The sequence below is a fragment of the Pseudomonas sp. 10C3 genome, assembly GCF_036346185.1.
GTDB lineage: Bacteria > Pseudomonadota > Gammaproteobacteria > Pseudomonadales > Pseudomonadaceae > Aquipseudomonas.
The window spans coordinates 13,934-38,911 of sequence record NZ_JASJVE010000039.1; the positions used below are offsets into that span (position 1 = coordinate 13,934).

Annotated in this window: 30 protein-coding genes; 13 read left to right on the forward strand and 17 right to left on the reverse strand. The window is 59.3% G+C overall.

Annotated features, from left to right (window positions below; translation table 11 throughout):
* Positions 1-18: 18 nt before the first annotated feature.
* The 6 genes from QN399_RS24850 to QN399_RS24875 form a co-directional block, all read right to left on the reverse strand.
* Positions 19-342 (reverse strand): AzlD domain-containing protein, encoded by a 324-nt coding sequence (locus QN399_RS24850; RefSeq protein WP_322176892.1) that lies wholly within the window; start codon positions 340-342, stop codon positions 19-21.
* A complete protein-coding gene (locus QN399_RS24855; protein WP_322176891.1) occupies positions 339-1,067 on the reverse strand; it encodes an AzlC family ABC transporter permease in 729 nt (242 codons plus the stop codon). The genes QN399_RS24850 and QN399_RS24855 overlap by 4 nt, the downstream gene beginning before the upstream one ends.
* Before the next feature lie 82 nt (positions 1,068-1,149).
* Complete coding sequence (locus QN399_RS24860) at positions 1,150-2,181, reverse strand: hydrolase (RefSeq protein WP_322218456.1); 1,032 nt, start codon at positions 2,179-2,181, stop codon at positions 1,150-1,152.
* 196 nt (positions 2,182-2,377) lie between these two features.
* The gene (gene rsmD, locus QN399_RS24865; RefSeq protein ID WP_322218454.1) at positions 2,378-2,977 is read right to left on the reverse strand and encodes a 16S rRNA (guanine(966)-N(2))-methyltransferase RsmD; all 600 of its coding nucleotides are present in this window, start codon (positions 2,975-2,977) and stop codon (positions 2,378-2,380) included.
* Positions 2,977-4,488, reverse strand: a complete 1,512-nt coding sequence (locus QN399_RS24870; protein WP_322218452.1) for a pitrilysin family protein — start codon at positions 4,486-4,488, stop codon at positions 2,977-2,979. The genes rsmD and QN399_RS24870 overlap by 1 nt, the downstream gene beginning before the upstream one ends.
* On the reverse strand, positions 4,481-5,836 hold the full coding sequence (locus tag QN399_RS24875) for a pitrilysin family protein (RefSeq protein WP_322176887.1): 1,356 nt from the start codon (positions 5,834-5,836) through the stop codon (positions 4,481-4,483). Before QN399_RS24875 ends, QN399_RS24870 begins: the two co-directional genes overlap by 8 nt.
* Positions 5,837-6,124: 288 nt before the next feature.
* On the opposite strand from QN399_RS24875, the gene ftsY reads away from it, so the two are divergent.
* The 4 genes from ftsY to rpoH all read left to right on the forward strand — a co-directional run bounded on the left by ftsY (position 6,125) and on the right by rpoH (position 10,210).
* A complete protein-coding gene (ftsY, locus tag QN399_RS24880) occupies positions 6,125-7,549 on the forward strand; it encodes a signal recognition particle-docking protein FtsY (RefSeq protein WP_322218450.1) in 1,425 nt (474 codons plus the stop codon).
* On the forward strand, positions 7,546-8,214 hold the full coding sequence (gene ftsE, locus QN399_RS24885) for a cell division ATP-binding protein FtsE (protein ID WP_219062857.1): 669 nt from the start codon (positions 7,546-7,548) through the stop codon (positions 8,212-8,214). The genes ftsY and ftsE overlap by 4 nt, the downstream gene beginning before the upstream one ends.
* Entirely contained in the window at positions 8,211-9,239 is a 1,029-nt protein-coding gene (gene ftsX, locus QN399_RS24890; RefSeq protein WP_322176885.1) for a permease-like cell division protein FtsX, read from the forward strand. The genes ftsE and ftsX overlap by 4 nt, the downstream gene beginning before the upstream one ends.
* Before the next feature lie 113 nt (positions 9,240-9,352).
* On the forward strand, positions 9,353-10,210 hold the full coding sequence (gene rpoH / locus QN399_RS24895) for an RNA polymerase sigma factor RpoH (RefSeq protein WP_219062854.1): 858 nt from the start codon (positions 9,353-9,355) through the stop codon (positions 10,208-10,210).
* A gap of 103 nt (positions 10,211-10,313) precedes the next feature.
* Here rpoH and mtgA read toward each other — a convergent pair whose 3' ends face one another.
* On the reverse strand, positions 10,314-11,024 hold the full coding sequence (gene mtgA, locus QN399_RS24900) for a monofunctional biosynthetic peptidoglycan transglycosylase (RefSeq protein ID WP_322278473.1): 711 nt from the start codon (positions 11,022-11,024) through the stop codon (positions 10,314-10,316).
* 81 nt (positions 11,025-11,105) lie between these two features.
* Here mtgA and QN399_RS24905 point away from each other — a divergent pair, with 81 nt between their 5' ends.
* The 4 genes from QN399_RS24905 to trmB all read left to right on the forward strand — a co-directional run bounded on the left by QN399_RS24905 (position 11,106) and on the right by trmB (position 13,416).
* Entirely contained in the window at positions 11,106-11,483 is a 378-nt protein-coding gene (locus tag QN399_RS24905; RefSeq protein WP_330201829.1) for a DUF423 domain-containing protein, read from the forward strand.
* A gap of 114 nt (positions 11,484-11,597) precedes the next feature.
* Entirely contained in the window at positions 11,598-11,798 is a 201-nt protein-coding gene (gene thiS, locus QN399_RS24910) for a sulfur carrier protein ThiS (RefSeq protein ID WP_322182924.1), read from the forward strand.
* A gap of 78 nt (positions 11,799-11,876) precedes the next feature.
* Positions 11,877-12,671, forward strand: coding sequence for a thiazole synthase (locus QN399_RS24915; protein WP_219062850.1), 795 nt, complete (start codon positions 11,877-11,879; stop codon positions 12,669-12,671).
* Positions 12,672-12,768: 97 nt separating this feature from the next.
* Positions 12,769-13,416 (forward strand): tRNA (guanosine(46)-N7)-methyltransferase TrmB, encoded by a 648-nt coding sequence (gene trmB, locus QN399_RS24920; protein ID WP_322278472.1) that lies wholly within the window; start codon positions 12,769-12,771, stop codon positions 13,414-13,416.
* A 76-nt stretch (positions 13,417-13,492) separates the two neighbouring features.
* Here the strand turns inward: trmB and QN399_RS24925 are convergent, their stop codons facing one another.
* The 9 genes from QN399_RS24925 to QN399_RS24965 form a co-directional block, all read right to left on the reverse strand.
* Entirely contained in the window at positions 13,493-13,816 is a 324-nt protein-coding gene (locus QN399_RS24925) for a DUF3392 domain-containing protein (protein WP_322176883.1), read from the reverse strand.
* 9 nt (positions 13,817-13,825) lie between these two features.
* Positions 13,826-15,055 carry a radical SAM family heme chaperone HemW gene (gene hemW, locus QN399_RS24930; RefSeq protein ID WP_322176882.1) on the reverse strand — a complete coding sequence of 410 codons (1,230 nt, stop codon included), beginning with the start codon at positions 15,053-15,055 and terminating at the stop codon, positions 13,826-13,828.
* On the reverse strand, positions 15,052-15,648 hold the full coding sequence (gene rdgB, locus QN399_RS24935) for an RdgB/HAM1 family non-canonical purine NTP pyrophosphatase (RefSeq protein WP_330201830.1): 597 nt from the start codon (positions 15,646-15,648) through the stop codon (positions 15,052-15,054). The genes hemW and rdgB overlap by 4 nt, the downstream gene beginning before the upstream one ends.
* Entirely contained in the window at positions 15,645-16,079 is a 435-nt protein-coding gene (locus QN399_RS24940) for a DUF4426 domain-containing protein (RefSeq protein ID WP_322176880.1), read from the reverse strand. The genes rdgB and QN399_RS24940 overlap by 4 nt, the downstream gene beginning before the upstream one ends.
* Before the next feature lie 23 nt (positions 16,080-16,102).
* Entirely contained in the window at positions 16,103-16,723 is a 621-nt protein-coding gene (metW, locus tag QN399_RS24945; protein WP_322176879.1) for a methionine biosynthesis protein MetW, read from the reverse strand.
* Positions 16,724-16,730: 7 nt separating this feature from the next.
* The gene (locus QN399_RS24950; protein ID WP_322176878.1) at positions 16,731-17,870 is read right to left on the reverse strand and encodes a homoserine O-acetyltransferase; all 1,140 of its coding nucleotides are present in this window, start codon (positions 17,868-17,870) and stop codon (positions 16,731-16,733) included.
* A 102-nt stretch (positions 17,871-17,972) separates the two neighbouring features.
* The gene (locus QN399_RS24955) at positions 17,973-18,563 is read right to left on the reverse strand and encodes a YggT family protein (RefSeq protein ID WP_322176877.1); all 591 of its coding nucleotides are present in this window, start codon (positions 18,561-18,563) and stop codon (positions 17,973-17,975) included.
* A 27-nt stretch (positions 18,564-18,590) separates the two neighbouring features.
* The gene (gene proC, locus QN399_RS24960) at positions 18,591-19,409 is read right to left on the reverse strand and encodes a pyrroline-5-carboxylate reductase (RefSeq protein ID WP_322176876.1); all 819 of its coding nucleotides are present in this window, start codon (positions 19,407-19,409) and stop codon (positions 18,591-18,593) included.
* 27 nt (positions 19,410-19,436) lie between these two features.
* Positions 19,437-20,123 (reverse strand): YggS family pyridoxal phosphate-dependent enzyme, encoded by a 687-nt coding sequence (locus tag QN399_RS24965; RefSeq protein ID WP_322176875.1) that lies wholly within the window; start codon positions 20,121-20,123, stop codon positions 19,437-19,439.
* Positions 20,124-20,178: 55 nt separating this feature from the next.
* On the opposite strand from QN399_RS24965, the gene QN399_RS24970 reads away from it, so the two are divergent.
* Positions 20,179-21,213 carry a type IV pilus twitching motility protein PilT gene (locus QN399_RS24970; RefSeq protein WP_330201831.1) on the forward strand — a complete coding sequence of 345 codons (1,035 nt, stop codon included), beginning with the start codon at positions 20,179-20,181 and terminating at the stop codon, positions 21,211-21,213.
* An 81-nt stretch (positions 21,214-21,294) separates the two neighbouring features.
* On the opposite strand, the gene QN399_RS24975 is transcribed toward QN399_RS24970, so the two are convergent.
* Positions 21,295-21,978 carry a C40 family peptidase gene (locus tag QN399_RS24975; protein ID WP_322218438.1) on the reverse strand — a complete coding sequence of 228 codons (684 nt, stop codon included), beginning with the start codon at positions 21,976-21,978 and terminating at the stop codon, positions 21,295-21,297.
* Between the two features lie 250 nt (positions 21,979-22,228).
* On the opposite strand from QN399_RS24975, the gene QN399_RS24980 reads away from it, so the two are divergent.
* From QN399_RS24980 to QN399_RS24995, 4 genes are all read left to right on the forward strand, one after another.
* Positions 22,229-22,648, forward strand: a complete 420-nt coding sequence (locus QN399_RS24980; protein WP_322218436.1) for a TM2 domain-containing protein — start codon at positions 22,229-22,231, stop codon at positions 22,646-22,648.
* A gap of 363 nt (positions 22,649-23,011) precedes the next feature.
* A complete protein-coding gene (locus tag QN399_RS24985; RefSeq protein WP_330201832.1) occupies positions 23,012-23,821 on the forward strand; it encodes a DUF4123 domain-containing protein in 810 nt (269 codons plus the stop codon).
* Positions 23,818-24,339, forward strand: coding sequence for a DUF3304 domain-containing protein (locus QN399_RS24990; protein WP_330201833.1), 522 nt, complete (start codon positions 23,818-23,820; stop codon positions 24,337-24,339). Before QN399_RS24985 ends, QN399_RS24990 begins: the two co-directional genes overlap by 4 nt.
* Positions 24,324-24,881, forward strand: coding sequence for a DUF3304 domain-containing protein (locus tag QN399_RS24995; RefSeq protein ID WP_330201834.1), 558 nt, complete (start codon positions 24,324-24,326; stop codon positions 24,879-24,881). Before QN399_RS24990 ends, QN399_RS24995 begins: the two co-directional genes overlap by 16 nt.
* The last annotated feature ends 97 nt before the right edge of the window (positions 24,882-24,978 follow it).

Here is a 24,978-nt window from a genome sequence, read left to right on the forward strand (position 1 = left end):
AACACACCGGTCTCAACCCTAAATCTGCCCCAGCGCCCAGCGCAGCAGGAAGAACACCAGCAAGCCGCCGCCAATGGTCGCCAGCAGGTTGCGGCTGAAGGCGGCGATGGCGATGGCTGCGAGGCCGGCCAGCAAGTAGGCGTTACTTGCGTTCAATTGCCAATGCTCGCCATCGGGCAGCAGCATGCCCGGCACCACAATCGCGGTCAGCACGGCCGTGGGCACATAGTGCAGCCCTTGGCGTACCACGGGCGGAAAGCGCAAATGCGGCCAGGCGAACAGGCTGTAGCGCATCAGGAACGTAATAGCGGTCATGCCGCCAATCAGCCACCAGTAACTCATGATCGCACCTCGTGACTCGACGCTTCGTCGCTGGCGCCAGAGCGTCGACGCTCAAGCAAGACGCCCACGGCGATCCCGCTGAATGCCGCCGCCATCAGGCCCAGTTTGTAAGGCCAGGTATGCGTCATCAAGGCCACCGCGCCAGCGGCGAGTGCCGCCGCGATTTGCGGTTGATTGCGCAGTAAAGGCACGACGATTCCGATAAAGGTCGCGAGCATGGCGAACTCCAGCCCCCAGCCCGCCAGATCAGGCACCGCCTGGCCAAACAGCACGCCCACCACCGAACTGCTGACCCAGCAGGCATACAACGCGCTGGCGACACCGACCCAATACCAATGCCCAAGCGGCGAACGCCCGTGCACGATATAAAAGCGTTGAACCACGGCGAACGTCTCGTCGGTCAGCCAGAACGCCAGCAGCACCCGCCAGCGTTGAGGCAGTGCACTCACCTGGGGTTGCAGCGTGGCGCTGTACAGCACATGGCGCAGATTGACGATAAAGGTGGTCAGCAGAATCACCACCGCACTGGCGCCAGCGCCCATCAGACTGACGACGATAAATTGCGCGGAGCCGGCGTACACGAACATCGACATGCCGAGCGCTTGCCACAACGACAAACCGCCCGCGCCTGCCAGCGTGCCGAAAATAATGCCGAAGGGTGCGATGCCGACCAACATGGGCACGCTGTCGCGTATGCCACGGGTATAAAGCTGATAGCGGGACATGAGTCTCTCCTTGAGTCCGCATCTTAAATAGTCAGGGAGAGACTGTCTTGAAGGATTGTGCAATGTCGCTGAAGTCTGTCACTTACCCCAAAGCGGTGGCCGAACGATGGGCAGTGCTCAACCACAGTGGAATGCGCCGCTCTAGGTAATAGCTCGGGTTTTTCAGCGACCCGTCAACGAACCCGACGTGACCGCCTCGGGCTTGCAGTTCGAAGTGGGTGCTGGACGACAGCTCGTCGGCTTCTGGCAGGCTGTGGGGGAATACGAAAGGATCGTCGGCGGCGTGGATGATCAGCGTGGGCGTACGAATCTCACCCAGGAAGTACCGGCTGGAAGCGCGACGGTAATAATCCTCGGCGTCGGCAAAACCATTCAAGGGCGCGGTGACCCGGCCATCAAAATCCCAGAAGGTGCGCATGTTCTCCAGCGAGCCGAGTGCCGCCAGTTCCGCGAGGCCTTCGCTGAGTCCTTCGTGCTGAAAGCGCCGCTGCTTGTCTTTGATGTACACCAGCATTTCACGCATGAAATGTGCTTGGTATACCTTGGAGAAGCCTTGGCCAATGCGGTCGGCACACTGGTCCAGACGGAACGGCACCGACACGGCAACGGCTCCTTGCAGCAAGCTGTTGCTGCCCACTTCGCCCAAGTGCTTGAGCAGCACATTGCCGCCCAGCGAATAGCCCACCGCATACAACGGCGCCAAGGGTCGCAGGGTGCGCAGATGGGCAATGACGCTGGCGAGGTCTTCACTGGCGCCGGAGTGGTAGCTGCGTGGCAAAAGATTGGGTTCGCCAGAGCAACCACGCCAGTTCAACGCCACGCTGGCCCAGCCTTGGAGGGCCAGAGCCTGCTGCAAACCCACCACGTAAGGCGAGTTCGACGAGCCGGTCAGACCGTGCAACACCAGGACCAAAGGCGTGTCTGCCTCATGCGGGCCGTGCCAGTCCAGATCCAGAAAGTCGCCGTCGGCCAACCAAATACGTTCACGCGGGCGTTCAAGCTTTGCTTTTTTTCGCCACAAGGGGCCCCACAGCGTTTGCAGGTGCGGGTTAGCCAGTCCTAAAGCGGGAATGAACGGGTCTGGAAGCGTGGTCGTAGCAAGTTGGATAGGCACGTTCGAACTCGTCGGCAATTCACGTTTACTGCATAAACGCTACGTTGCCACAACTGCGGACAGGCGTGCCGGAGTTTTTCTTCAGCGGTAGGGTTGAAGCCTACTGTGTGTCACTCATGACGCCTTCGCCAATGAATCCACCCCACGCAGACCTTGCGGGTTCTGCGGGAGTGAATGCATATGGCTGGCACCGCGATCAGGCGTCTACCTCGGTACTCCGCTGCCATAGCGCGTAATACACCTGCCCGGCTTTCTTCTCCCGGTGCAGGCGCCAGTTGCCTGGCAAACCGACAGACGACGGCGGGATTTCGCTTTCGGTGTAAATCCAGGCGTTGTCAGCCAGCCAATGACGCTCTTCAAGAAGGGCGCAGGCGGCAGGCAGCAGGTTCTGGTGGAAGGGCGGGTCGAGAAAGACCAGATCGAACTGGGCAGGCGTCTGGGTTTCCAGATAACGCAGGCTGTCGGTATGTGATACCTGGCCAACCGTGCACCCGAGCATGTCCAGGTTCCGTCGCAGGCTGGCGAGGGCCTCTGCGTTATTGTCCAGCGCCAGGGCCATGCCCGCGCCGCGCGACAGGGCTTCCAGGTAAAGCGCGCCGCTGCCGGTGAATACGTCGAGTACGCGCGCGCCTTCGATGTGCGTTGCGAGCCAGTTAAACAGCGTTTCGCGCACGCGGTCCGGCGTTGGACGCAGGCCTGGAGCGTCGGGGAAGGTCAGGCGACGGCTACCCCATTCGCCACCGATGATGCGCAGTTGACCCAGGCCGTTATGGCCCTTTGGTCTTGGATTGGCCATTAGTGCTCCGGGACCCCGAGAGGTTGCTGAGTAGGTTTGTCAGTAGGGGGTGGCAACGGCTTTTGCGGCACCGTCGGGCCCGCGGTGACGATCACCATCTTATCCGCGCTCAGGTGCTTGTTCATGGCAGCTTTGACTTGCTCGACCGTCACGTTTTGCGCCTGTTGCATAAAGTCTTCCAGGTACGTCAGCGGCAGGTCGTAGAAACCAATCGCACCTAGCTGACCAACGATATCGGCGTTGCTGGCCGTGGACAGGGGGAAGCTGCCGGACAATTCACGCTTGGCGTCGTCCAGTTCTTTCTGGGTCGGGCCTGTGATGAGGAAGTCACGCACGATGTCCTGAACCAGCTTCAGGGTATTTTCGCTGAGTTCGGCGCGGGTTTGCAGGGTGATCATGAACGGGCCTGGCACCTGCATCGGGGTGAAACCCGATGAAACGCCATAGGTCAGGCCACGTTTTTCCCGCACTTCCGTCATCAAACGACTGCCGAAGCCGCCACCGCCGAGTACCGAGTTGCCGAGTGTCAGCGCGACGAAATCCGGGTCGTTACGTTCGATCCCCAGTTGCGCGAGCATCAAGTGCGTTTGCTTGGACGCGAACTCGATGTGGGTTTCACCGGCTTTAGGATCGACCGGTTGTTCGATTTTCGGCAGCGCCGGGCCTTTAGGCAGGGCAGAGGAAACCTGGGCAGCAATCGCTTCTGCTTCGGATCGGGACAGGTCGCCGACCAATGCGATCACCGCATTGCCTGCGGCATAGGCTTTGGCGTGGAAGGCCTTGAGCTGCGCGATGCTAATAGGTGAAATGCTTTTGGCCGTCCCTTCGCTCGGGTGCGCATAAGGGTGGTCGCCATAGAGACGCTTGAACAACTCATTGCCCGCGAGTTTGCCGGGGTTTTGTTTCTGGTATTCGAAGCCGGCCAGCAACTGGTTCTTGATCCGCGCCAGTGAGTCGGCAGGGAATGTCGGTTTACCGACGACTTGGGCAAATAGCTTCAGCGCCGGCTCGCGCTTGTCCACGGCGCTCAGGCTGCGCAGGGAGGTCACGGCCATGTCGCGGTAAGCGCCGTTGCTGAAATCAGCGCCCAAGCCTTCGAAGCCCTCGGCGATGGCGCCCACATTCTTCCCGGCCACGCCTTCATTGAGCATGGCGTTGGTCAGTACGGCGATGCCGGGGGTGCCTCGATCCTGACTGCTGCCAGCGGCGTAGGTCAGGCGTAGGTTGAACATAGGCAATTCACGCGCTTCGACGAACATCACCTTGGCGCCTTCGGCGGTTTTCCAGGTCTGGATGTTCAAGGCGCGCCGTGCTGGCGGTTTGCCGTCGAGTTCTTTGAGCGATTGCAGGTTGTTGTCAGGGAGAGCCTGGACGGTGTCCTTCAGCGTGGTGCTGTCAGGTGCGATGCTTTCAGCCTCGGCCTGGGGAGCGATAAAGGCGCCGAGCATGACCACCAGCCCCAAGGCTCCCAGGCCAAGTAGCCCATAACGTGGACCCTTGTGCTCACTCATGTGCAGTCTCCTCGGGCAAAACGTGCGCAACGCTGAGACGTTCGCGGATGAAATAGGTGCGGGCGGCTTTCTGGATATCGGCCGGGGTCACGCTTTTAAGTGCGTCCAGTTCTTCGTCCATCAGCTTCCACGACAAGCCGACGGTTTCCAGTTCGCCGATCGTGCTGGCCTGGCTGGTAATCGAATCGCGCTGGTAGACCAGGCTGGCAATCACTTGCGCCCGAACCCGTTCCAACTCTTCATTGGACGGCGGCGTGGTTTTCAGCTCATTCAACAGGCGCCAGATACCGGCTTCAACATCGGCCAGGTTTTTTTTCTTCTGCGTGTTAGGGGTTGCGCTGAGCATGAACAGGCTATCGCCACGGCTGTAGGCGTCGTAACTCGACGAGGCGCCTGAAACCAGCTCTTCGCCTCGCTCCAGACGGGTCGGAATGCGTGCGCTGTAGCCGCCGTCAAGCAGGGCGGAAATCAGGCGCAGCGCATTGACCGAGCGTGGATCCGCAGCGGTGGACAGGCTGGGTACGTTGAAACCGTACATAAGGCTCGGCAATTGAGTCTGTACGTGCAGGGTGATTTTGCGTTCGCCGGGCTCAGCCAGCTCCAGCGGGGCTTTCGACGGTGGTACGTCGCGCCGCTGGATCGGCCCGAAATAACGTTGCGCCAGGGCTTTTACGTCGTCGGGCTGCACGTCGCCGACCACCACCAAGGTGGCGTTGTTCGGCACGTACCAGGCTTCGTACCAATGACGAAGCTCCTCAACCTTCATCCGGTCCAGGTCTGCCATCCAGCCGATGGTCGGCGTGTGGTAACCGCTGGCGGGGTAGGCCATGGCCTGGAAGCGCTCATAGGCTTTGGCGCTGGGCTTGTCGTCAGTGCGCAGGCGGCGTTCTTCCTTGATGACTTCAATTTCGCGGCTGAATTCTTCAGGGGGCAGAAGCAGGCTGGCCATGCGATCGGCTTCCAGCTCGAAGGCTACTCCCAGGCGATCACGGGCCAAAACCTGGTAATACGCGGTGTAGTCGTCGCTGGTGAACGCGTTTTCTTCAGCGCCCAGATCACGCAAAATCAGTGAAGCCTGGCCTGGCCCCACGTTTTTGCTGCCTTTGAACATCATGTGTTCCAGGGCATGGGACAAACCGGTCTGGCCAGGGGTTTCATAGCTGGAACCGACTTTGTACCAGACCTGCGAAACCACTACGGGCGCGCGATGGTCTTCGCGGACGATGATTTTCAGGCCATTGTCCAGGGTGAATTCGTGAGTAGGTTGCGGGTCTGCAGCCAATGCTGACAGTGGCAGACACACTGTGCTGAGTAGCAGGCCTGCGGCACGGCGGGCTAGAGCATTCATTCGTTTTGAACCTGTTAGGCGGCCTGCTTGAACTTAGCGTCGGCGGGCGCGGGGGTGTTAGGATACGGGTCCGTGTGGCCGGCGGCCACGGCTAGAATGGTTACATGAACTATTGGTCCTGGTCTGGCACGGTTGAAACGGGCTGAAATGACGTTTTTGTACCGGTGAACGCCTACAATTTCGGGGCTGCGGATGAACAAGCCGGGTCAAAAGCAGTCTGTTTTGCATTGACAGAATTTTCCTGAGGCGCCGCTTTGGCGCGTCGCTACCTTGAGATAGCCGTCCTCCATGTTTGGTTCCAACGACGACAAGAAGACCCCAGCTCCGGCTGCAGAGAAAAAAGGCCTGTTCGGATGGCTGCGCAAAAAGCCGCAGGAAACCGTTGCCGAGCAGCCACAAAACCTACCCACAGCAGCGCCTGAGGTGGTCATCGACCACGCGCCAGTCGCTGTTGAGCCACAACTCGCGCCGCAATCGGCTCCAGAGCCTCAGCCTTGGCTGATATTACCGGTGGCCGAAGAGTCCGTGGCGCTGATCGATGAGCTTGAGCCTCACGTGACGCCGCCGATTCCGGCGCACAGCGTGCCGGATGTGCAGCCGATGCCCGCCGAGCTGGCGCCTGTGGCTGTGGCTGTGCCTGAGCCGATTGCCCCTGAGCTGATTGTCGTGCCAGTGCCCGTTTCGGCACCGGCACCCCAGTCGGTCGCGCGAGTGGCTGAAGTTGCTCCTGCTCCCGTTTCCGTGCCTGCTCCGGTCACCCCGACAGCCACAGAAGCCAGTAAAGCCGGCTTTTTCGCTCGTCTCAAGCAAGGTTTGTCGAAAACCAGCGCCAGTCTGGGCGAGGGGATGGCCAGCCTGTTCCTCGGCAAGAAGCTGATCGACGATGACCTGCTCGAAGAGATCGAAACCCGGCTGCTGACCGCCGATGTGGGCGTCGATGCGACAGCGGTGATTATTCAAAGCCTGACCCAGAAGGTCGCGCGCAAGCAGCTGACCGACAGCGACGCTCTGTATAAGTCGTTGCAGGCTGAACTGACGGCCTTGCTCAAGCCCGTCGAGAAGCCATTGGTCATCGCCGGGCAGAACAAGCCGTTCGTGATCCTAGTGGTGGGCGTCAATGGCGCAGGCAAAACAACGACCATCGGCAAGCTGGCGAAAAAGCTCCAGCTCGAAGGTAAAAAAGTCATGCTCGCCGCCGGTGACACCTTCCGCGCGGCAGCGGTGGAGCAGCTGCAGGTCTGGGGTGAGCGCAATCACATTCCAGTCATCGCCCAGCACACCGGCGCAGATTCGGCTTCGGTGATCTTTGACGCGGTGCAGGCGGCCAAGGCTCGCGGCATTGATGTGCTGATCGCCGACACCGCGGGTCGGCTCCACACCAAAGACAACCTGATGGAAGAACTGAAAAAAGTTCGCCGGGTCATCGGCAAGCTCGACGCCGACGCGCCGCATGAAGTGCTGTTGGTGCTGGACGCGGGCACTGGGCAGAACGCAATCAATCAGGCCAAGCAGTTCAATCAGACCGTGACCTTGACCGGTCTGGCCCTGACCAAACTCGACGGTACCGCCAAAGGGGGTGTGATCTTCGCCCTGGCCAAGCAGTTTGGTCTGCCGATTCGGTATATCGGCGTGGGTGAAGGCATCGACGATTTGCGTACTTTTGAAGCTGAACCCTTTGTTCAAGCTCTGTTCGCCGAGCGGGAGCGCACATGATTCGTTTCGAACAGGTCGGTAAACGCTATCCGAACGGACACGTCGGCTTGCATGAGCTGAGCTTTCGAGTACGTCGTGGCGAGTTTTTGTTTGTCACCGGCCATTCTGGCGCCGGTAAAAGCACCCTGTTGCGCTTGCTCCTGGCCATGGAACGCCCGACCACCGGCAAATTGTTGCTGGCCGGTCAGGATCTGGGCCAGATCAGTACCTCGCAAATCCCGTTTCTGCGTCGTCAGATAGGCGTGGTGTTCCAGAATCACCAGCTACTGTTCGATCGTACGGTGTTCAATAACATCGCCTTGCCACTGCAGATTCTTGGCTTGTCCAAGGCGGAAATCACCAAGCGCGTCGATTCGGCCCTGGAGCGCGTGGCGCTCTCGGATAAAACCGATCTGTACCCCGGTGACTTATCCACAGGCCAGCAACAGCGGGTCGGCATCGCTCGGGCCATCGTCCACCGTCCGGCGTTACTGCTGGCGGATGAACCCACCGGTAACCTTGACCCACGTCTGGCAGCGGAAATCATGGGTGTATTCGAAGATATCAACCGTTTGGGCACCAGTGTGCTGATCGCCAGCCATGACCTGGCGTTGATTGCGCGCATGCGTCATCGCATGCTGACGCTCCAGCGTGGTCGCTTGATTGGCGACGGGGAGGCCGTATGAGCGCGACACGCAGCCCTAAAGTGTCGGAGCGTGTCGCGCCCAAGGCGGCCGAACCGCAACCGCAGAAAAAGAAAAAGCCTGGTGACGACGATGACGGTCCAGACTTCAGCACCTTGCTGCATGCCTGGCTGGAAGCGCACCGCTCCAGCGTGCTCGACAGCGTGCGCCGTTTGGGCAAACAGCCGATTGGCAGCTTCTTTACCTGTCTGGTGATGGCCATCGCCTTGAGCCTGCCCATGGGTTTATCGCTGCTGTTGAACAACGTCGAGCGATTGGGCGGTTCGTGGCAGCGTGCAGCACAGATTTCGCTTTACCTGGAGCTGAACGCCAGCGCCAGTGAGGGCAACGCCCTGAGCGAGCAGATCAAGCGGATGCCCGGCGTGGCAGAGGCCGAATACATCAGCAAGGATCAGGCTCTGGTTGAGTTTCAGCAGCAATCCGGGCTTGGCGAAGCGTTGAAGGAGTTGCCACAGAACCCGCTTCCGGGCGTTGTACTGGTGACGCCGAATGAAGTGGATAAGCCTGCTTTGGAAGCACTGCGCACGCGTCTGGCAGAGTTGCCGAAGGTGCAGCAGGCTCAGCTTGATCTAGTATGGGTTGAGCGTCTGGCTGCGATCCTCAAGCTGGGCGACCGTTTTGTTTTTGGTCTGACCGTCCTGCTGGTGCTCGCGCTGCTGCTGGTAATTGGTAACACGATACGTCTGCATATCGAGAACCGCCGCGTCGAGATCGAGGTGATCAAACTGGTAGGCGGTACTGACGCCTACGTGCGTCGGCCTTTTCTGTATATGGGCGCGCTGTATGGCCTGGGGGCCGGTTTTCTGTCCTGGGGCGTGCTCGCTTTTGGTCTAGACTGGCTCAACGATGCCGTAGTTGGGTTGGCGGGTCTGTACGGGAGCGACTTCTCTTTGGCGGGTGTGCCGCTTGCTGATGGCTTTTCGCTCTTGCTTGGAGCGGTATTGTTAGGGTATATCGGTGCTTGGATTGCAGTAGCACGCCACTTGAGAGAGCTGGCGCCTCGTTAGAATTATTTTTTAATATTGACGTTTTCAGCGGTTTAGGGAACTTGTCTAGTGGTTCCCGGTCAATTTCGCAGTGCTGAACTGCACGAGTTATGTGAGTCGGAGGTTTTTTTCGTATGACCACTTCTTTGCAACCTGTTTATGCATTAGCGGCCCCAGGCGCAAACCTGGAGGCCTACGTGCACACGGTCAACAGCATTCCATTGCTGACGCCCGAGCAGGAGCGTGAACTGGCCGAGAGTCTCTATTATGAGCAGGATCTAGGGGCGGCTCGGCAGATGGTGCTCGCCCACCTGCGTTTTGTGGTGCATATCGCACGCAGTTATTCCGGTTATGGCCTGGCACAGGCTGACCTGATCCAGGAAGGTAACGTTGGCCTGATGAAGGCCGTCAAACGCTTCAACCCGGAAATGGGTGTGCGCCTGGTGTCGTTCGCTGTGCACTGGATCAAAGCTGAAATTCATGAATTCATTCTGCGCAACTGGCGCATCGTCAAAGTCGCCACGACCAAGGCGCAGCGCAAGCTGTTCTTCAATCTGCGCAGCCAGAAAAAACGTCTGGCGTGGCTGAACAATGAAGAAGTCCATCGTGTGGCGGAAAGCCTCGGTGTAGAGCCGCGCGAAGTGCGCGAAATGGAAAGCCGCCTGACGGGCCACGACATGGCATTCGATCCGGCTGCCGAAGCGGACGATGACAGCGCCTTCCAGTCGCCTGCCAATTACCTGGAAGACCACCGTTACGACCCGGCCCGGCAGTTGGAAGATTCCGACTGGACCGATAACTCCACTGCCAATCTGCACCAGGCGCTGGATGTCCTTGATGACCGTAGCCGTGACATTCTTTATCAGCGCTGGTTGTCTGAGGAGAAGGCCACGTTGCATGACCTGGCGCAGAAGTACAACGTCTCCGCCGAGCGTATTCGTCAGCTGGAAAAGAGCGCGATGAACAAGCTCAAATTGTCGATCGCTGCGTAAACAGCTGCTCGACACAAAAAAACGCCCCGATCATGTGATTGGGGCGTTTTTTGTTGTGTCAGATAAGCGCGAAGGCGTCAGTCCAGACACCAACGATGCTGAATTAAAACTTCCGGCTGTGGTTCAAGCCCACCAGATACTCATCCCCACCCAACTGACGCATTTGCTGACGAATCCAGCCGGCACGGCGCGCCACGTAGCTACTGGGGTGGCTGGCGCTCCACTGGCGGGGATTGGGCAGCACGGCGGCGAGGTAGCTGGCCTGCTGCATCGAGAGCCCGCCAGCGCTCACACCGAAGTGATGCCGCGCAGCCGCTTCGGCGCCAAACACGCCGTCGTCCCACTCGACGCTATTGAGGTAAACCTCAAGAATCCGCTGCTTGGACCAGAACACCTCGATCAACCCGGTGAACCAGGCCTCCAGCCCTTTACGCAGCCAGCTACGGCCCGACCACAGGAACAGGTTCTTCGATACCTGCTGGCTCAGCGTACTGGCGCCGCGTACCGAGCCACCGAGTTCGTTATGGGCCAGCGCAGCCTGAATCGCGTCGACATCGAACCCCCAGTGCTCGGCGAATTTCTGGTCTTCACCCGCGATCACCGCCACTTTCAGGTCGTTGGAGATTTTGTCCCAGGGCTGCCAGGTGCGTTGCAGGTCGATAGGCTGGCCGTCGGTCCAGGACTCGATCTTGCGCTCGACCATCAGCGCGGTACCGGGTGGCGGCACCCAACGAAAGATCAATACCAGCACAACGCTGGCTGCTGCGAACCAGAACAGGGCTTTGACGACACGGTTGAAGAGGAAACGCAGCATAAGAGATGGCTTGGCCGGAGCAGTCGAGCGGGCCATTATACAGACCCTGCGCAATTGAATGATCGTTGACTGGAGTTTGAGATGTTTCGTGGCTTCTTGATGCTTGCTGCCTTTTTCGGTTTTACCGGCGTAGCCCTGGGTGCGTTTGCCGCTCACGGCCTGAAAAATCGCCTGAGCGCGGAGTATCTGGCGATTTTCCATACAGGTGTGATGTACCAGCTGGTCCACACCTTGGCCTTATTAGCCGTTGCATTGCTTGCCGTGCAGATCCCTGGCCGATTGATGACGTGGGCGGGCATCTCGTTTGTCGTCGGTATTGTGTTGTTCTCTGGCAGCCTGTACCTGTTGACCCTGACCGGTGTCACCCGGCTTGGGATCATCACTCCGTTTGGTGGGCTGGCCTTCCTGGTGGGCTGGTTGCTGCTGGGCCTGGCGGCATGGCGCCTGGGCACGGTCTAACATATTCGAGCCTGACCTCTGGGCTCCACTTGAGACGAATGGCGTGGCTTTGCCTTGGTCATACGTAATGATCGGGCTAGAATGCTGGCCCTTAAAATGATGGCTGCTTATCGCATGCACATTCAGTTGAACGGTGAATCCTTTGAACTGCCCGACGGTGAAACCGTCGCGGGGTTACTTATCCGTCTGGACCTGACCGGGCGTCGAGTGGCGGTCGAGCTCAATCAGGATATTGTCCCGCGCAGCCAGCACGTTTCCACGGCCCTGCGCGAAGGCGACCAGGTCGAAGTGGTGCACGCCATCGGTGGCGGCTAGGCCGCTTCAGTCGATCCAGCGGGTCGTCAGTCTTTCGATTCAAATCTGCAAGAACCTCAACCTTAAAGAGGATTTCCGATGAGCAACGTTCGCACCGACAAGCCTTTCACTCTGGCCGGTCGTACTTTCCAGTCGCGCCTGCTGGTTGGCACGGGCAAGTACCCGGACATGGAGTCCACGCGCCTGGCCATTGAAGCCTCGGGTGCCGAAATTGTCACCGTCGCCGTGCGTCGGACCAACCTTGGGCAGAACCCGGGTGAGCCGAACCTGCTCGACATCCTGCCGCCGGATCGCTACACCATCCTGCCGAACACCGCCGGTTGTTTCGACGCTATCGAAGCGGTGCGCACCTGCCGTCTGGCCCGTGAGCTGCTCGACGGTAAAAACCTGGTCAAGCTGGAAGTGTTGGCCGACCAGAAAACCCTGTTCCCGAACGTGATCGAAACCCTCAAGGCCGCCGAGATTCTGGTCAAAGATGGTTTCGACGTCATGGTCTACACCAGTGACGACCCGATTATTGCGCGCCAACTGGCGGAAATCGGCTGCATCGCGGTCATGCCGCTGGCAGGCCTGATCGGCACCGGTCTGGGTATCTGCAATCCCTACAACCTGCAGATCATCCTCGAAGAGGCCAAAGTGCCGGTTCTGGTCGATGCGGGCGTCGGTACTGCTTCCGATGCCACCATCGCCATGGAATTGGGCTGTGAGGCGGTGCTGATGAACTCGGCCATCGCCCATGCGCAAAATCCGGTGATGATGGCCGAAGCCATGAAGCACGCGATTGTCGCCGGTCGTCTGGCGTATCTCGCTGGCCGTATGCCCAAGAAACTCTATGCCAGCGCCTCCTCGCCGCTGGATGGTCTGATCAAGTAAGAGCCCGTTGATGACTGATTCGCACGTTTCCAACCCAGAGCCGTCTGTTCCCGAACAGGGCGAAGAGCGCCAACACCGTCGCATCAAGAGTTTTGTGATGCGCGCCGGACGTATGACCGAAGGCCAGCAACGCGGCCTCGATCAGGGCCGGCCGCTGTTCGTCTTGCCGCTGGCTGATGCGCCCGTGGATTTTGATCAGGTATTCGGTCGCTCGGCGCCACGTACCCTGGAAATCGGCTTCGGCATGGGCCATTCGCTGCTGGAAATGGCGGCAGCCTCGCCCGAGCACGATTTCATTGGCGTCGAAGTGCATCACCCGGGTGTGGGCGCGCTGCTGAATGGCGTGCTGACCCAGGGGCTGACAAACGTGCGCGTCTACGATTGCGATGCCATCGAAGTGCTCAACCGTTGCATTGCCGACAACAGCCTCGACCGTTTGATGCTGTTCTTCCCGGACCCGTGGCACAAAAGCCGTCACCACAAGCGCCGTATCGTTCAGCCGGAGTTCGCCGAGTTGGTGCGCAGCAAGCTCAAGGTCGGCGGCATTCTGCACATGGCCACCGATTGGGAACCCTATGCCGAGTACATGCTGGAAGTGATGAACGTTGCGCCGGGCTATCGCAACCAGGCCGAAGACGGAAAATGCGTACCTCGCCCAACCGAGCGCCCGATCACCAAGTTTGAACGTCGCGGTGAGCGGCTTGGGCATGGCGTGTGGGATTTGAAGTTCGAGAAGCTGGCGTAAAACCTGTAGGAGCGGGCTTGCATCCTTAAGGTCGTGCCGACCTTATCGCGGGTAAGCGCGCTCCTATAGGTGTTCTTTAGCGGCGATCCGCTACAACCCCAATCAAGATCAACACCACCAACAGCACAGGCGCAAGGCTGTAGTTGTTGAACTGGCTCAGCCCGCGGATAACCCATGGGGTGGCGTAGATCAGTGCCGCGCCGCTGCCGATTGTGCACAAAAGGGCCATGACGGGTACGCGCAACGCGCCCGCCAAGCCACCGATACGTCCTTCCAGCCAGCCTTTGATGTCGGCACCAAACAACACCAATAGACAACCGACCAACGCCAGGGCGATTTCGGAAAGGTTGCTGCGGCTCCAGCGCGAGACGGTGGCGAGCAGGTCGAGTACAAGGTCCATGCAAAGTCCTTAGGTCAAAAAATAGTGCAGCAAGTCATTGAGGAACAACTGGCCCCGGGCGCTGGCGACCAGACGTGTCGGATCGGCGTCCAGAAGGCCGCGCTGCTCGGCCTGTTGCCGGGCGCTGGCCAGGGTGTCGAGGCTTAGACCGGTGCGCTCGCGAAATAGCTCCGCGTCGACGCCATTTGTCAGGCGCAGGGCATTCATCAGGAATTCGAAGGGCATTTCTTCGTTGCTGAGCAGCTTTTCGCCAGCCTTGAACGCCTTGTTCGGGTTCAGATAATCCTTGGGCAGGCGGGTCTTCCAGGTGCGTACGATGCGCCCGTCGGGATGGCTGAGCTTGCCATGCGCGCCGGCACCGATGCCGATGAAGTCGCCGAAGCTCCAGTAATTGAGGTTATGCCGCGCAGGTCTGCCGGGTTGGGCGTAGGCCGACACTTCGTATTGCGCATAACCGTGCTCGGCGAGCAACGCCTGTCCGGCTTCTTGAATGTCCCACAGGATGTCGTCCTCCGGCAGGCTCGGCGGCTGGTTCCAGAACACCGTGTTCGGTTCCAGCGTCAGTTGGTACCACGACAGATGCGTCGGCGCTAACGCGATGGCCTGGCGCAAATCGTTTAGTGCGTCTTCCTGCGACTGATCCGGCAAACCGTGCATCAAGTCCAAGTTGAAGTTATCGAAACCAGCCTGGCGCGCCATGTCGGCTGCGCGAATGGCTTCATCGCCATTGTGGATGCGGCCCAGCGCTTTGAGCTTCTCTTCCTGGAAACTCTGAATACCAATCGACAGCCGATTGATGCCAAGCCCGCGATACGCGCTGAATTTGGCTTGCTCAAAAGTGCCGGGGTTGGCTTCAAGGGTGATTTCGATGTCGCCGGCAAAACGGATGCGCTGTTCCACGCCCTTGAGCAGACGGCCCAGCGCGTTGGCGCTGAACAGGCTGGGCGTGCCGCCGCCGAAGAAAATCGAGCTCAGCTCGCGGCCATGAACGTGCCGCAGGTCTTGATCAAGGTCCGCCAGCAATGCGTCGACGTATTCCTGTTCGGGCAAGACCGGGCTGGCCGTGTGCGAGTTGAAGTCGCAGTACGGGCATTTGCGCACGCACCACGGGATATGGATGTACAGGGCCAAGGGTGGCAGGTGTGGCAAGCCTGCCCTCGGGCTCTGGGTGGAAGGAGCGGCCGAGGAAAAACCGGTCTCACCCAGAAACAGCGGTTGTACGGGCGTGTCCGGTGTCATTGCAGGCGCAAGCGCTGACGCAGCAACGCCATGGCGCGGGCGCGGTGGCTAAGCTGGTTTTTTTCCACGGGGCTGAGCTCTGCGCTCGAACAGTCACGCTCGGGCACCCAGAACAAAGGGTCGTAGCCGAAACCGTGTGCACCGCTTGCAGCGCTCAGGATGCGCCCGTGCCACAGGCCTTCGCAGATGATCGGCAGCGGATCATCTGCGTGCCGCACCAGTGCCAGAACACAGACGAATTGCGCGCCACGCTGGTCGGCGGGTACATCCTTCAACGCCTCCAGCAGCTTGGCGTTGTTCGCCGCATCGCCCTGGCCGTCGGCGTACCGGGCCGAATAAATGCCTGGCGCACCACCCAGAAAGTCCACGGCCAACCCGGAGTCGTCGGCCAGCGCCGGCAGTCCGGAAATCCGGGCGGCATTGCGCGCCTTGAGGATCGCGTTTTCGACGAATGACAGGCCGGTCTCTTCCGGCTCGACACTGCTGAACTCACCGATGGAACGCAGGTGCACGGAGTCACCAAGCATGGCCTGGAGTTCTTTCAGCTTGCCAGCGTTATGGCTGGCCAGAACAAGTTGCGTGAACGTCATCATTCGCCTGGAAACAGTTCCTGGTTAAAGCTGAAGCTGTTGGTCGCGCCACCAGCCTGAACATTGATAGTGAAAGTGAGGGTTTCTTGCTGCACGATCGGGAATTGCGCAATGTAATACACCGCGCCCTGATCGGTGATTTGCTTGAACGTCAGGGTGGTGCTGCGACCGGTCAGGTCTTTGACCGTGCCGGTGACGCTGGCGGCACTGGGCTTGTCGGCCTTGAGCACGGCGATGTTCATGACCCCCTGATTCTTGCTGCGCACGAGGCCGGAGGCCTTGGCAATGTCAGGCTGCAGGAAGCTGGACGTGAAGGCGCTGTAGTGCACCGTCACATCGCCAAATTTTTCCAGGCGTTCGGGCTTGGCGTAATCCGCGGCCATGGCCGGCAGGGCCAGGCATAGAGCACATAGAAACAGAGCTAAGCGACGCATGATCGTTCTCCTTGGGCAGTGATTCAAATCGCGATCCGGTGATCTTGCAGGCCAGGGCTGCTGACGCGGTAGATCCCGATCTCACCTAACAGATTAGGCCATAGCTTGCTGGCCCAGCCATGTCGATGTTGCTGATCGACGGCCAGCCGGTTGATGACGCGCGCTTTGCGGCCACGGCACAGCTCTTCGAAGTCGCCGAACGTACAGAAGTGTATGTTCGGCGTGTTGTACCAGGTATACGGCAGAAAGTCGGACACCGGCATCCGGCCCTTGCTGGCCAGGTACCAACGGCAGCGCCAGTGACCGAAGTTGGGGAAGGTGATGATGCACTGGCGACCGACCCGCAGCATCTCGTCGAGAATCCGGTCGGGGTAGTGCACGGCTTGCAGGGCCTGGGTCATGACTACGACATCGAAGCTGTTGCTGGCGAAGTTGCCGAGACCTTTGTCCAGATCCTGCTCGATGACGTTAACGCCCTTGGCGACGCAGTGAGCGATGTTATCGGCGTCGTTTTCCAGGCCGTAACCCGTGACTTGCTTGTGATCGCGCAGCCAGGCCAGCAGTTCGCCATCGCCGCAGCCGAGGTCGAGCACCCGGCTGCCGGCAGGGATCCAGTCTTGGATAATTTCCAGGTCGGCTCTCATGGTGTCCTCAGAGTGCAATTCGGTTCATGTAGCTGGTGAAGGCCTGCAAGTAGCGCGGGATCGGAATCAGAAAGGCGTCATGGCCTTGCGGAGCATCGATTTCCAGGTAGCAGACGTTCTTTTTCGCCGCCATCAGCGCATCCACCAGCTCCCGCGAACGGGCTGGCGAGAAGCGCCAGTCGGTGGTGAAGGAGATCACGCAGAAATCAGCCTTGGCCCCGGCAAAGGTCAGTGCCAGGTTGTCGCCGTGATTGGCGGCCGGGTCGAAGTAGTCCAGTGCCTTGGTCATCAGCAGGTAGGTGTTGGCATCGAAGCGCCCGGAGAACTCTTCGCCCTGATAGCGCAGGTAGCTTTCAACCTGGAACTCGACGCTGTGGAAGTCGTAGTTGAGTTTTTCGCTCTTCAGGCCACGCCCGAATTTCTCGCCCATCGAGTCATCGGACAGGTACGTGATGTGCCCGACCATGCGCGCCAGCATCAGGCCGCGCTTGGGGATCACACCGTATTCCTGGAAATAACCGCCATGAAAGTCCGGGTCGGACAGGATCGCCTGTCGCGCCACTTCATTGAAGGCGATGTTCTGCGCCGACAACTTGGGCGCCGATGCGATGGCCAGGCAGTGGCGGACCCGGTCCGGGTAGCTGATGGTCCACTGCAACGCCTGCATGCCACCCAGGCTGCCACCGACCACGGCCGCCCATTGCTGGATGCCCAGGGTGTCGGCCAGGCGTGCCTGACTGTTGACCCAGTCTTCCACGGTCAGCACCGGGAAATCGGCGCCGAAAGGCTTGCCGGTCTCGGGATTGATGCTGCTGGGGCCGGTCGAGCCATTGCAGCCGCCAAGGTTGTTCAGGCTGACGACAAAGAACGTGTTGGTGTCGATAGGCTTGCCGGGACCGATGCAGCTGTCCCACCAACCGGGCTTGCGCTCATCGACGCTATGGAAGCCGGCCGCATGATGGTGCCCGGAGAGTGCATGGCAGATCAGCACGGCGTTGCTGGCGGCAGCATTGAGCTCGCCGTAGGTTTCGTAAATCAGGTCGTAGGCAGGCAGCGAACGACCGCACGCCAACGCTAGCGGCTCGCTGAAATGCACCAGTTGCGGCGTGACCAGACCAACAGAATCGTGGGGAAAGACCGTGGGCATCGACCCTGCTCTCGCATAAATGAGGCGTAAGTCTAAAGACCGCGGCCCTTAGCAGCAAGCAAACACCGGACCTGCCGGTGCCTGCATGTGGCGGAGTGAGGCTTAGATCAGCAGACGCAGGGCTTCAGGCATATAGGTCATGGCGGCGAGGTTGTTGATCACCAGCATGTCCAGCAGCTTGAGTGCCATGAACGCCAGGATCGGCGAAATATCCAGGCCGCCCAGGTTCGGCAGAATCTTGCGGAACGGCGCCAGAGCAGGCTCGCAAATCTGGTTGACCAGTTCTGCCCCTGGATTATGGCTGCCCGGTGCGACCCAGGACAGGATCACGCTGATGATCAGGGCGTAGAAGAAAATTTTCAGGAACAGTGAGGTGACCGCAATCAGCGACCAGACCAACAGCAGTAGCGGGTTGTTTATGTACCCTACAGCCAGCAGGAAGATCAGGGCGAACAGCAAAAACTGCACGATGATCGCCAGAACCAGCGAGGACATGTCCAGCCCGAACATGCTCGGAATGATCCGCCGCAGTGGTTTGAGCAGCGGCTGGGTGGCACGCACGGCGAACTGGCTCAGAGGGTTGTAGAAGTCTGCGCGAACCAGTTGCAGCACGAAGCGCAGCAGAATGATCAGCAGGTATAAGCTGCCGACGGTTTGCAGAACATAAATTGCAGCGGTGTTCAGTCCGATCATCGGTCTGCTCCTCAATGGCCTAAAAAGTTACTGGCCCAGCTGTTCGGCCATTTCTGCCGAACGATGCGCGGCAGCAGTGAGTGCTGTTTCGACCAGGGCTTCGAAGCCGCCAGCCTGGAAAGATTTGATAGCCGCTTCCGTGGTACCCGCAGGGGAGGTTACACGGCGGCGCAGCTCAGCGGCATCAACATCGCTGCCAGTGGCCATCAGTGCCGCGCCCAAGGCGGTCTGCAGGGTTAGTTGAGCAGCGGTCTCGCGCGGCAGGCCGAGTTTTTCGCCTGCGGCGGTCATGGCTTCGATCAACAGGAAAAAATACGCCGGACCACTGCCGGACACTGCGGTGACAGCGTCCAGCTGCTTTTCATCGTCCAGCCACAGCACAATGCCGACGGCCGACAGGAGTTGCCCGGCCTGCTCGCGTTGTTCGCTGGAAACACTGGCGGTGGCGTACAGGCCGCTCACGCCCTGGCGCAGGAGTGCCGGAGTATTGGGCATGCAGCGCACGATCGGGTGTTCACCCAGCCACTTGTTCATGCTGGCGCAGGTGATACCGGCGGCGATGGACACGACCAGTTGGCCGGGCTTGAGGCTTGGGCGCAATGCTTCGCACACGGCCTTCATCATTTGTGGTTTTACCGCGATCAGCACGACGTCCGCGCCTTCGATGGCCTGGGCGTTATCGGCGAACAGCTCAATGCCATGCTCGGCGGCGACTTTGGCGCGTTGCTCGGCGCCGGGATCGCTGGCACGAATCAGTGCCGCGTCCACGCCTTGGGCGCGCAACCCGCCGATCAGGCTGGTGGCCATGTTTCCGGCACCGATAAAGGCAATACGAGTGTTGCTCATGACTGAGTTCCTGTTAGCAAAATGGATTTATGGCTGGCCGTAATCGCGGGCACCAAAAAGAGCCGTTCCGATTCGAACCCAGGTTGCGCCTTGTGCAATGGCGGCTTCCAGGTCGTGGCTCATGCCCATGGACAGTGTGTCCAGCGGCAGGTTCAGGCTGTCTTGCAGGCGGCGTACCGTCGCAAAAGCAGCGTTTTGTTCCGCGCTGTCATCGGTGGGTTCGGGAATCGCCATCAGCCCGCGCAACTTCAAGCGCGGCAATGCGCTGATCGCGGCGGCCAAGGCGGGCAGGTCGGCCGGCGTGCAACCAGACTTGCTCGCTTCGCCACTGACGTTGACCTGAATGCAGATGTTGAGCGGCGGGAGCTCTGCGGGGCGTTGCTCGGACAGGCGTTGAGCGATTTTCAAGCGATCCACAGAGTGCACCCAGGCAAAGTGCTCGGCGATAGCGCGAGTCTTGTTTGACTGAATGGGGCCGATGAAATGCCAACACAAGGGCAGGTCAGCTAATTCAAGCTGTTTGCTCAAGGCTTCCTGCAAGTAGTTTTCGCCGAAGTCACGCAGTCCGGCGGCAAACGCCTCGCGCAAAGCAGCGGCAGGTTTGGTCTTGCTTACGGCCAGCAAGTGGATGGTCGATGGGTCGCGTTGCGCCGCAAGGGCTGCTGCGCGAATTCGCTCATCAACTTGGGAAACGTTGTCTGCTATCGTGGACATTGATTTGCGCCAGCAGGGCTAAGGTCTGCGGCATTCTATGTGATTGGGGAGCCCTATGGATATTACCGAGCTGCTGGCTTTCAGTGCCAAGCAGGGCGCGTCGGACTTGCATCTCTCCGCCGGGCTGCCACCGATGATTCGAGTCGATGGCGATGTACGGCGGATCAACCTGCCGGCGCTGGACCACAAACAGGTTCAGGAACTGATCTACGACATCATGAACGACAAGCAGCGCAAGGACTTCGAGGAGTTTTTGGAGACTGACTTTTCCTTCGATGTGCCTGGTATTGCGCGGTTCCGGGTGAACGCTTTCAACCAGAATCGGGGTGCCGGTGCGGTGTTTCGGACTATTCCGTCGAAAGTCCTGACCATGGACGATCTCGGCATGGGAGAAGTGTTTCGCAAGATTACCGACGTGCCGCGCGGGCTGGTATTGGTTACCGGCCCGACCGGTTCAGGGAAGTCCACCACCCTGGCGGCGATGATCGATTACCTGAACAGTAACAAGCATCACCACATTCTGACGATTGAAGACCCGATCGAGTTCGTCCACGAATCGAAGAAGTGCCTGGTCAACCAGCGCGAAGTCCATCGAGACACGTTGGGCTTCTCTGAGGCCTTGCGTTCGGCCTTGCGGGAAGACCCGGACATCATTCTGGTGGGTGAAATGCGTGACCTTGAAACCATCCGCCTGGCGCTGACCGCTGCGGAAACCGGACATTTGGTGTTCGGCACGCTGCACACCACGTCGGCGGCGAAAACCATCGACCGGGTTGTCGATGTGTTCCCGGCGCAAGAGAAATCGATGGTGCGCTCGATGCTGTCCGAGTCGTTGCAGGCCGTTATCTCGCAAACGCTGGTCAAGAAAGTCGGTGGCGGGCGGGTCGCCGCACACGAAATCATGATTGGTACACCGGCGATCCGTAACCTTATTCGCGAGGACAAGGTCGCGCAGATGTACTCATCGATCCAGACGGGAGGTTCGTTGGGCATGCAGACGCTGGACATGAGCTTGAAAGAGTTGGTGACCAGAGGCCTGATCACCCGCGAAGGTGCTAGGGAGAAGGCCAAGACACCAGACAACTTCTAAGCGCGGGCTATTTGCGGGGGGAGGGAAGGATGCGCCGAAGGACACTCCGGCGCATTGCCTGCGCGAACGCAGGCTATACCGTCAACGCTGAGAGATGCGCAGGACGGGATCGTTCTTTGGCAGGACCCGCTTGGCGAGCACGTAATGGTCGTCCCAATAAGGCTTCTTCAGCGTATCGATCGACACTGCTTTGCCGCGACGAGGGGCATGGATGAAGCGGTCATTGCCCAGGTAAATGGCAACATGATTGACCTTGCTGCTCTTTATAGTGAAGAACAACAAGTCTCCCGGTTTCAAATCCTTGCGTTCAACTTTCTGCCCGTGGCCTGCAGCCATGGCATTCGAGGTGCGCGGTAAATCGGCTTCGTTCACATCGCGGAAAGCGTATTTGACCAGACCGCTGCAATCGAACCCTTTACTTGGGCTGCTGCCGCCCCAACGATAAGGAGTACCAAGCACATTCACTGCCCGGCTTAACACCGCGCTGCTCTGTTTGACCGGCATTTGTGCGACGGTGCCGGTTTTGCCTTTGTTCTTGGTTTTTGCAGCGGTTTTGCTCACGGATTTTCCGTGAGCGGGACGGTGACTTGTCCGGGTTGGAGCTGTTGGTTCGATGGAAGCGGTGGCTACGGGTGTTGGTGAAGAATGGGATTTTGCGGTGAAACCAGTGAAGCTTGGCGGTAACTGTTGCTCACGGTTGGTGGCGTGGGCGGCCAGCGGCATAAGCAGGCAAATAGTTAGCCATGTCTTGAAAATTGGACGCATTAGGCAGGGCTCTTATTGGTCAGCGCGCAACTTTATAACAGCTTTTTGCGTCGTTCTGACCCCGCTGGTCGAAACAAATGCGGAACGAACGTGCCCATTATTGCGGTAATGTGTCACATGGATTTTGGCAAAGCCCTTAATTACAAGGGGTTGCGCCAAGCTTTTAAGGTTTGTGCCATACGTCGGAGCTCCACATTAAAGTCACAAAATTTACAGATATTTTTTTCTATCAGCTTAAAAGAGGCAGTGAATGAACAGCTATCGTCAGGACATCCAACCTCAGGACACCCACAGCAAGATTCTTGGTTACCTGCTATGGATTGTTGGTTTTACCGGATCGCATCGCTTCTATTACGGCAAGCCAGTCACCGGAACTATCTGGTTTTTTACGTTGGGTCTGCTGGGTATCGGTTGGCTGATCGACCTGTTTTTGATCCCGAGCATGGACCGCGAAGCCGACCTGCGTTTTAACGCGGGTTCCATCGACTACAGCGTCGCCTGGATCTTGCTGACATTCCTTGGCGTGTTCGGCGTGCACCGGATGTACCAAGGCAAATGGATCACCGGGATCATCTATCTATTCACCGGCGGATTTTTTCTGCTGGGCGTGTTGTATGACTTCTGGACCCTGAATGACCAGATTTCTATCGAGAATGCGCGACGGGGGTAAAGCCAGTAATGCTCCCATCAAGCTAGCTGTAACTGATAGAAATTTTCTACAGTCGGTGGAACGACCGCGCCTTACTCGTGCAACGTTGCATCGCTATCGAATGCCCGCACACATTTTATTATTTCCATTTCCTTCAAATACCCCCCCCTGATATCCCCTAACCGCCCTTCTCACGAACGGCGGTTTTTTTGTAGGTCAACATTTCAGACCTTTCCTGCAACACGACAGAGATCTGGACTACATACGGCGAGGACGCTCTCGCTGATATTGCCCTTGAAAACTCCCCTTACAAAAGGCAGGGCAGCGGGATGCCAGCGTTATCTCATCAGCCAAGCCTTAGCCTACTACCTTCAGGACTCCACCATGGACGTTGAAATCCCCGCGTGTCTGCGCGACCTGAAACAACACGCCAACGCGGCAAACCTCGACTACCTCGACATGATCATCAACGCCACGTTGCTGGATTACCCCTTGCTGCAACGGCTGGCCGAGCTCGACCCGCCGCCCTTGCACACACCGCTGCTTGAGGGCACGCCTGAACACGCACTGGCCGCACAAGGCCCTGTGCATGTTCGCGTGTTCTGGGCACACGCGGCCCAGGTGAACTGGCTGGGCGCGTTTGTCAGGGCGTTCGAACGCCAGTCCCGCGTGCTGTCGCTGTTAAGCCCCTGGCCGTTCGACGCGTTGAGCGAGCACCTGCGTTATTACACCCAGGCGCATTGGGACAAAGGCACCAAGAGCGGCATCCTGCGTTACTACGACAACCGGTTGTTCAAGCACATCAGTGGCGTGTTTATCGAAGACGCGGCTCGCGACTTCCATGCCCCCGTCATCAGTTGGCACTGGACCGATCGCGATCACAAAGCGCAAATCATCGGTGGCTACAACCTCCCCTTTCACGAATTTACTCGCCCCAGTACGCCCTTGATGATGAACGCGTTTCAGGTCGAGTCCGTGTGCACCTGGAGTGATGCCGAGCAATGGGAAGAAACCCACGGTTTGCCGAAACGAAACTACCGGGTCGGCAAGGAACAACGAGTCTCCCTGCTGTATTTGGGGCACCTCGCCGCCAGTGACCTCCACCTTGAGGGCGAGGAGCACCGGGCATTTATGATCGAGTGGCTGGCCCGACACCTGCCCGAAGACCTGCCGCAGAACGGTGGTTTGGCATGAGGCGCCCGCTCGCGCTTTGCCTGCTGACCTGCCTTGCGCTGCAAGCGTGCAGCCAATCACTGCCCGACCGACTGGGTGCGCCTATCGAGGGGTACAGCCATACCTCGGCGGCGATCAATTACTTCATGGTCAACGGCAATGGCGGTCCGAACATCGGCCCTTACGGCGGGGGCGGCAAGCAGAACTGCTGCGTGAGCCTGCCGCGCCAGTGGCATCCCGGCCTGACCGTGGTGGTGGAGTGGGAGAAGGATCCGACGCCGCACGCCTACGGCAAATGGCCTGAACCCCCGTTTATTGATGCGTGGCGCGCGCGAATGAAGAAAGAGAAGCTCAACAACACCCGGCATCGCGCCGTCGTGGAGGTGGCGCCGTATGAAGAACTCGGCGTCATCGATGTTCATTTCCTGCCCTGCAACCAAGTTGCCGTTTCGGCTGTCGCCGTTACTCCTGGCCAAGCCGGTTATCCCTTCAACTACCCGTCCAAAATGGAAGAGCCTGCCGTATGTCCCGCGTCCTAAAACCTGGCGCCTCACGCCGAAGGCCAGCGCTTTGGGTGGCGGCTGCGCTCGCCTGCCTTGCGCTGCAAGCCTGCAGCAAATCACTGCCCGACCGACTCGGCGCGCCTATCGAGGGCTACAGCCACACCTCGGCGGCGATCAACTACTTCATGGTCAACGGCAACGGCGGTCCGAACATCGGCCCTTACGGCGGGGGCGGTAGCCAGAACTGCTGCGTGAGCCTGCCGCGCCAGTGGCACCCCGGCCTGACCGTGGTGGTGGAGTGGGAGAAGGATCCGAATGTTGGTGCTTCTCGATATTGGTCTGAACCCCCGTTTACCGACGCGTGGCGTAGACGGATGGACGAACACGAAACCAAATACACCCGCCATCGCGCTGTCGTGGAGGTGGCGCCGTATGAGCAACTCGGGTTGGTCAATGTGCACTTTCTGCCTTGCGATCAAGTCAAGGTCGCCGCCAGTCCCAGCTACCACGGCCGCCCCAATCACCCCTACAACTACCCCCTCAAAATGGAAGTCCCTGCCAAATGTCCATTACCTTGAATTCAGGTTCTCAACGCCCGGCCCCGGCGCCTTTAACGCCGACCCCGCCGTTCCCCAAAGAGGGGCTGCTGCCGCGCACGTCCGAGGATGTGGGGCT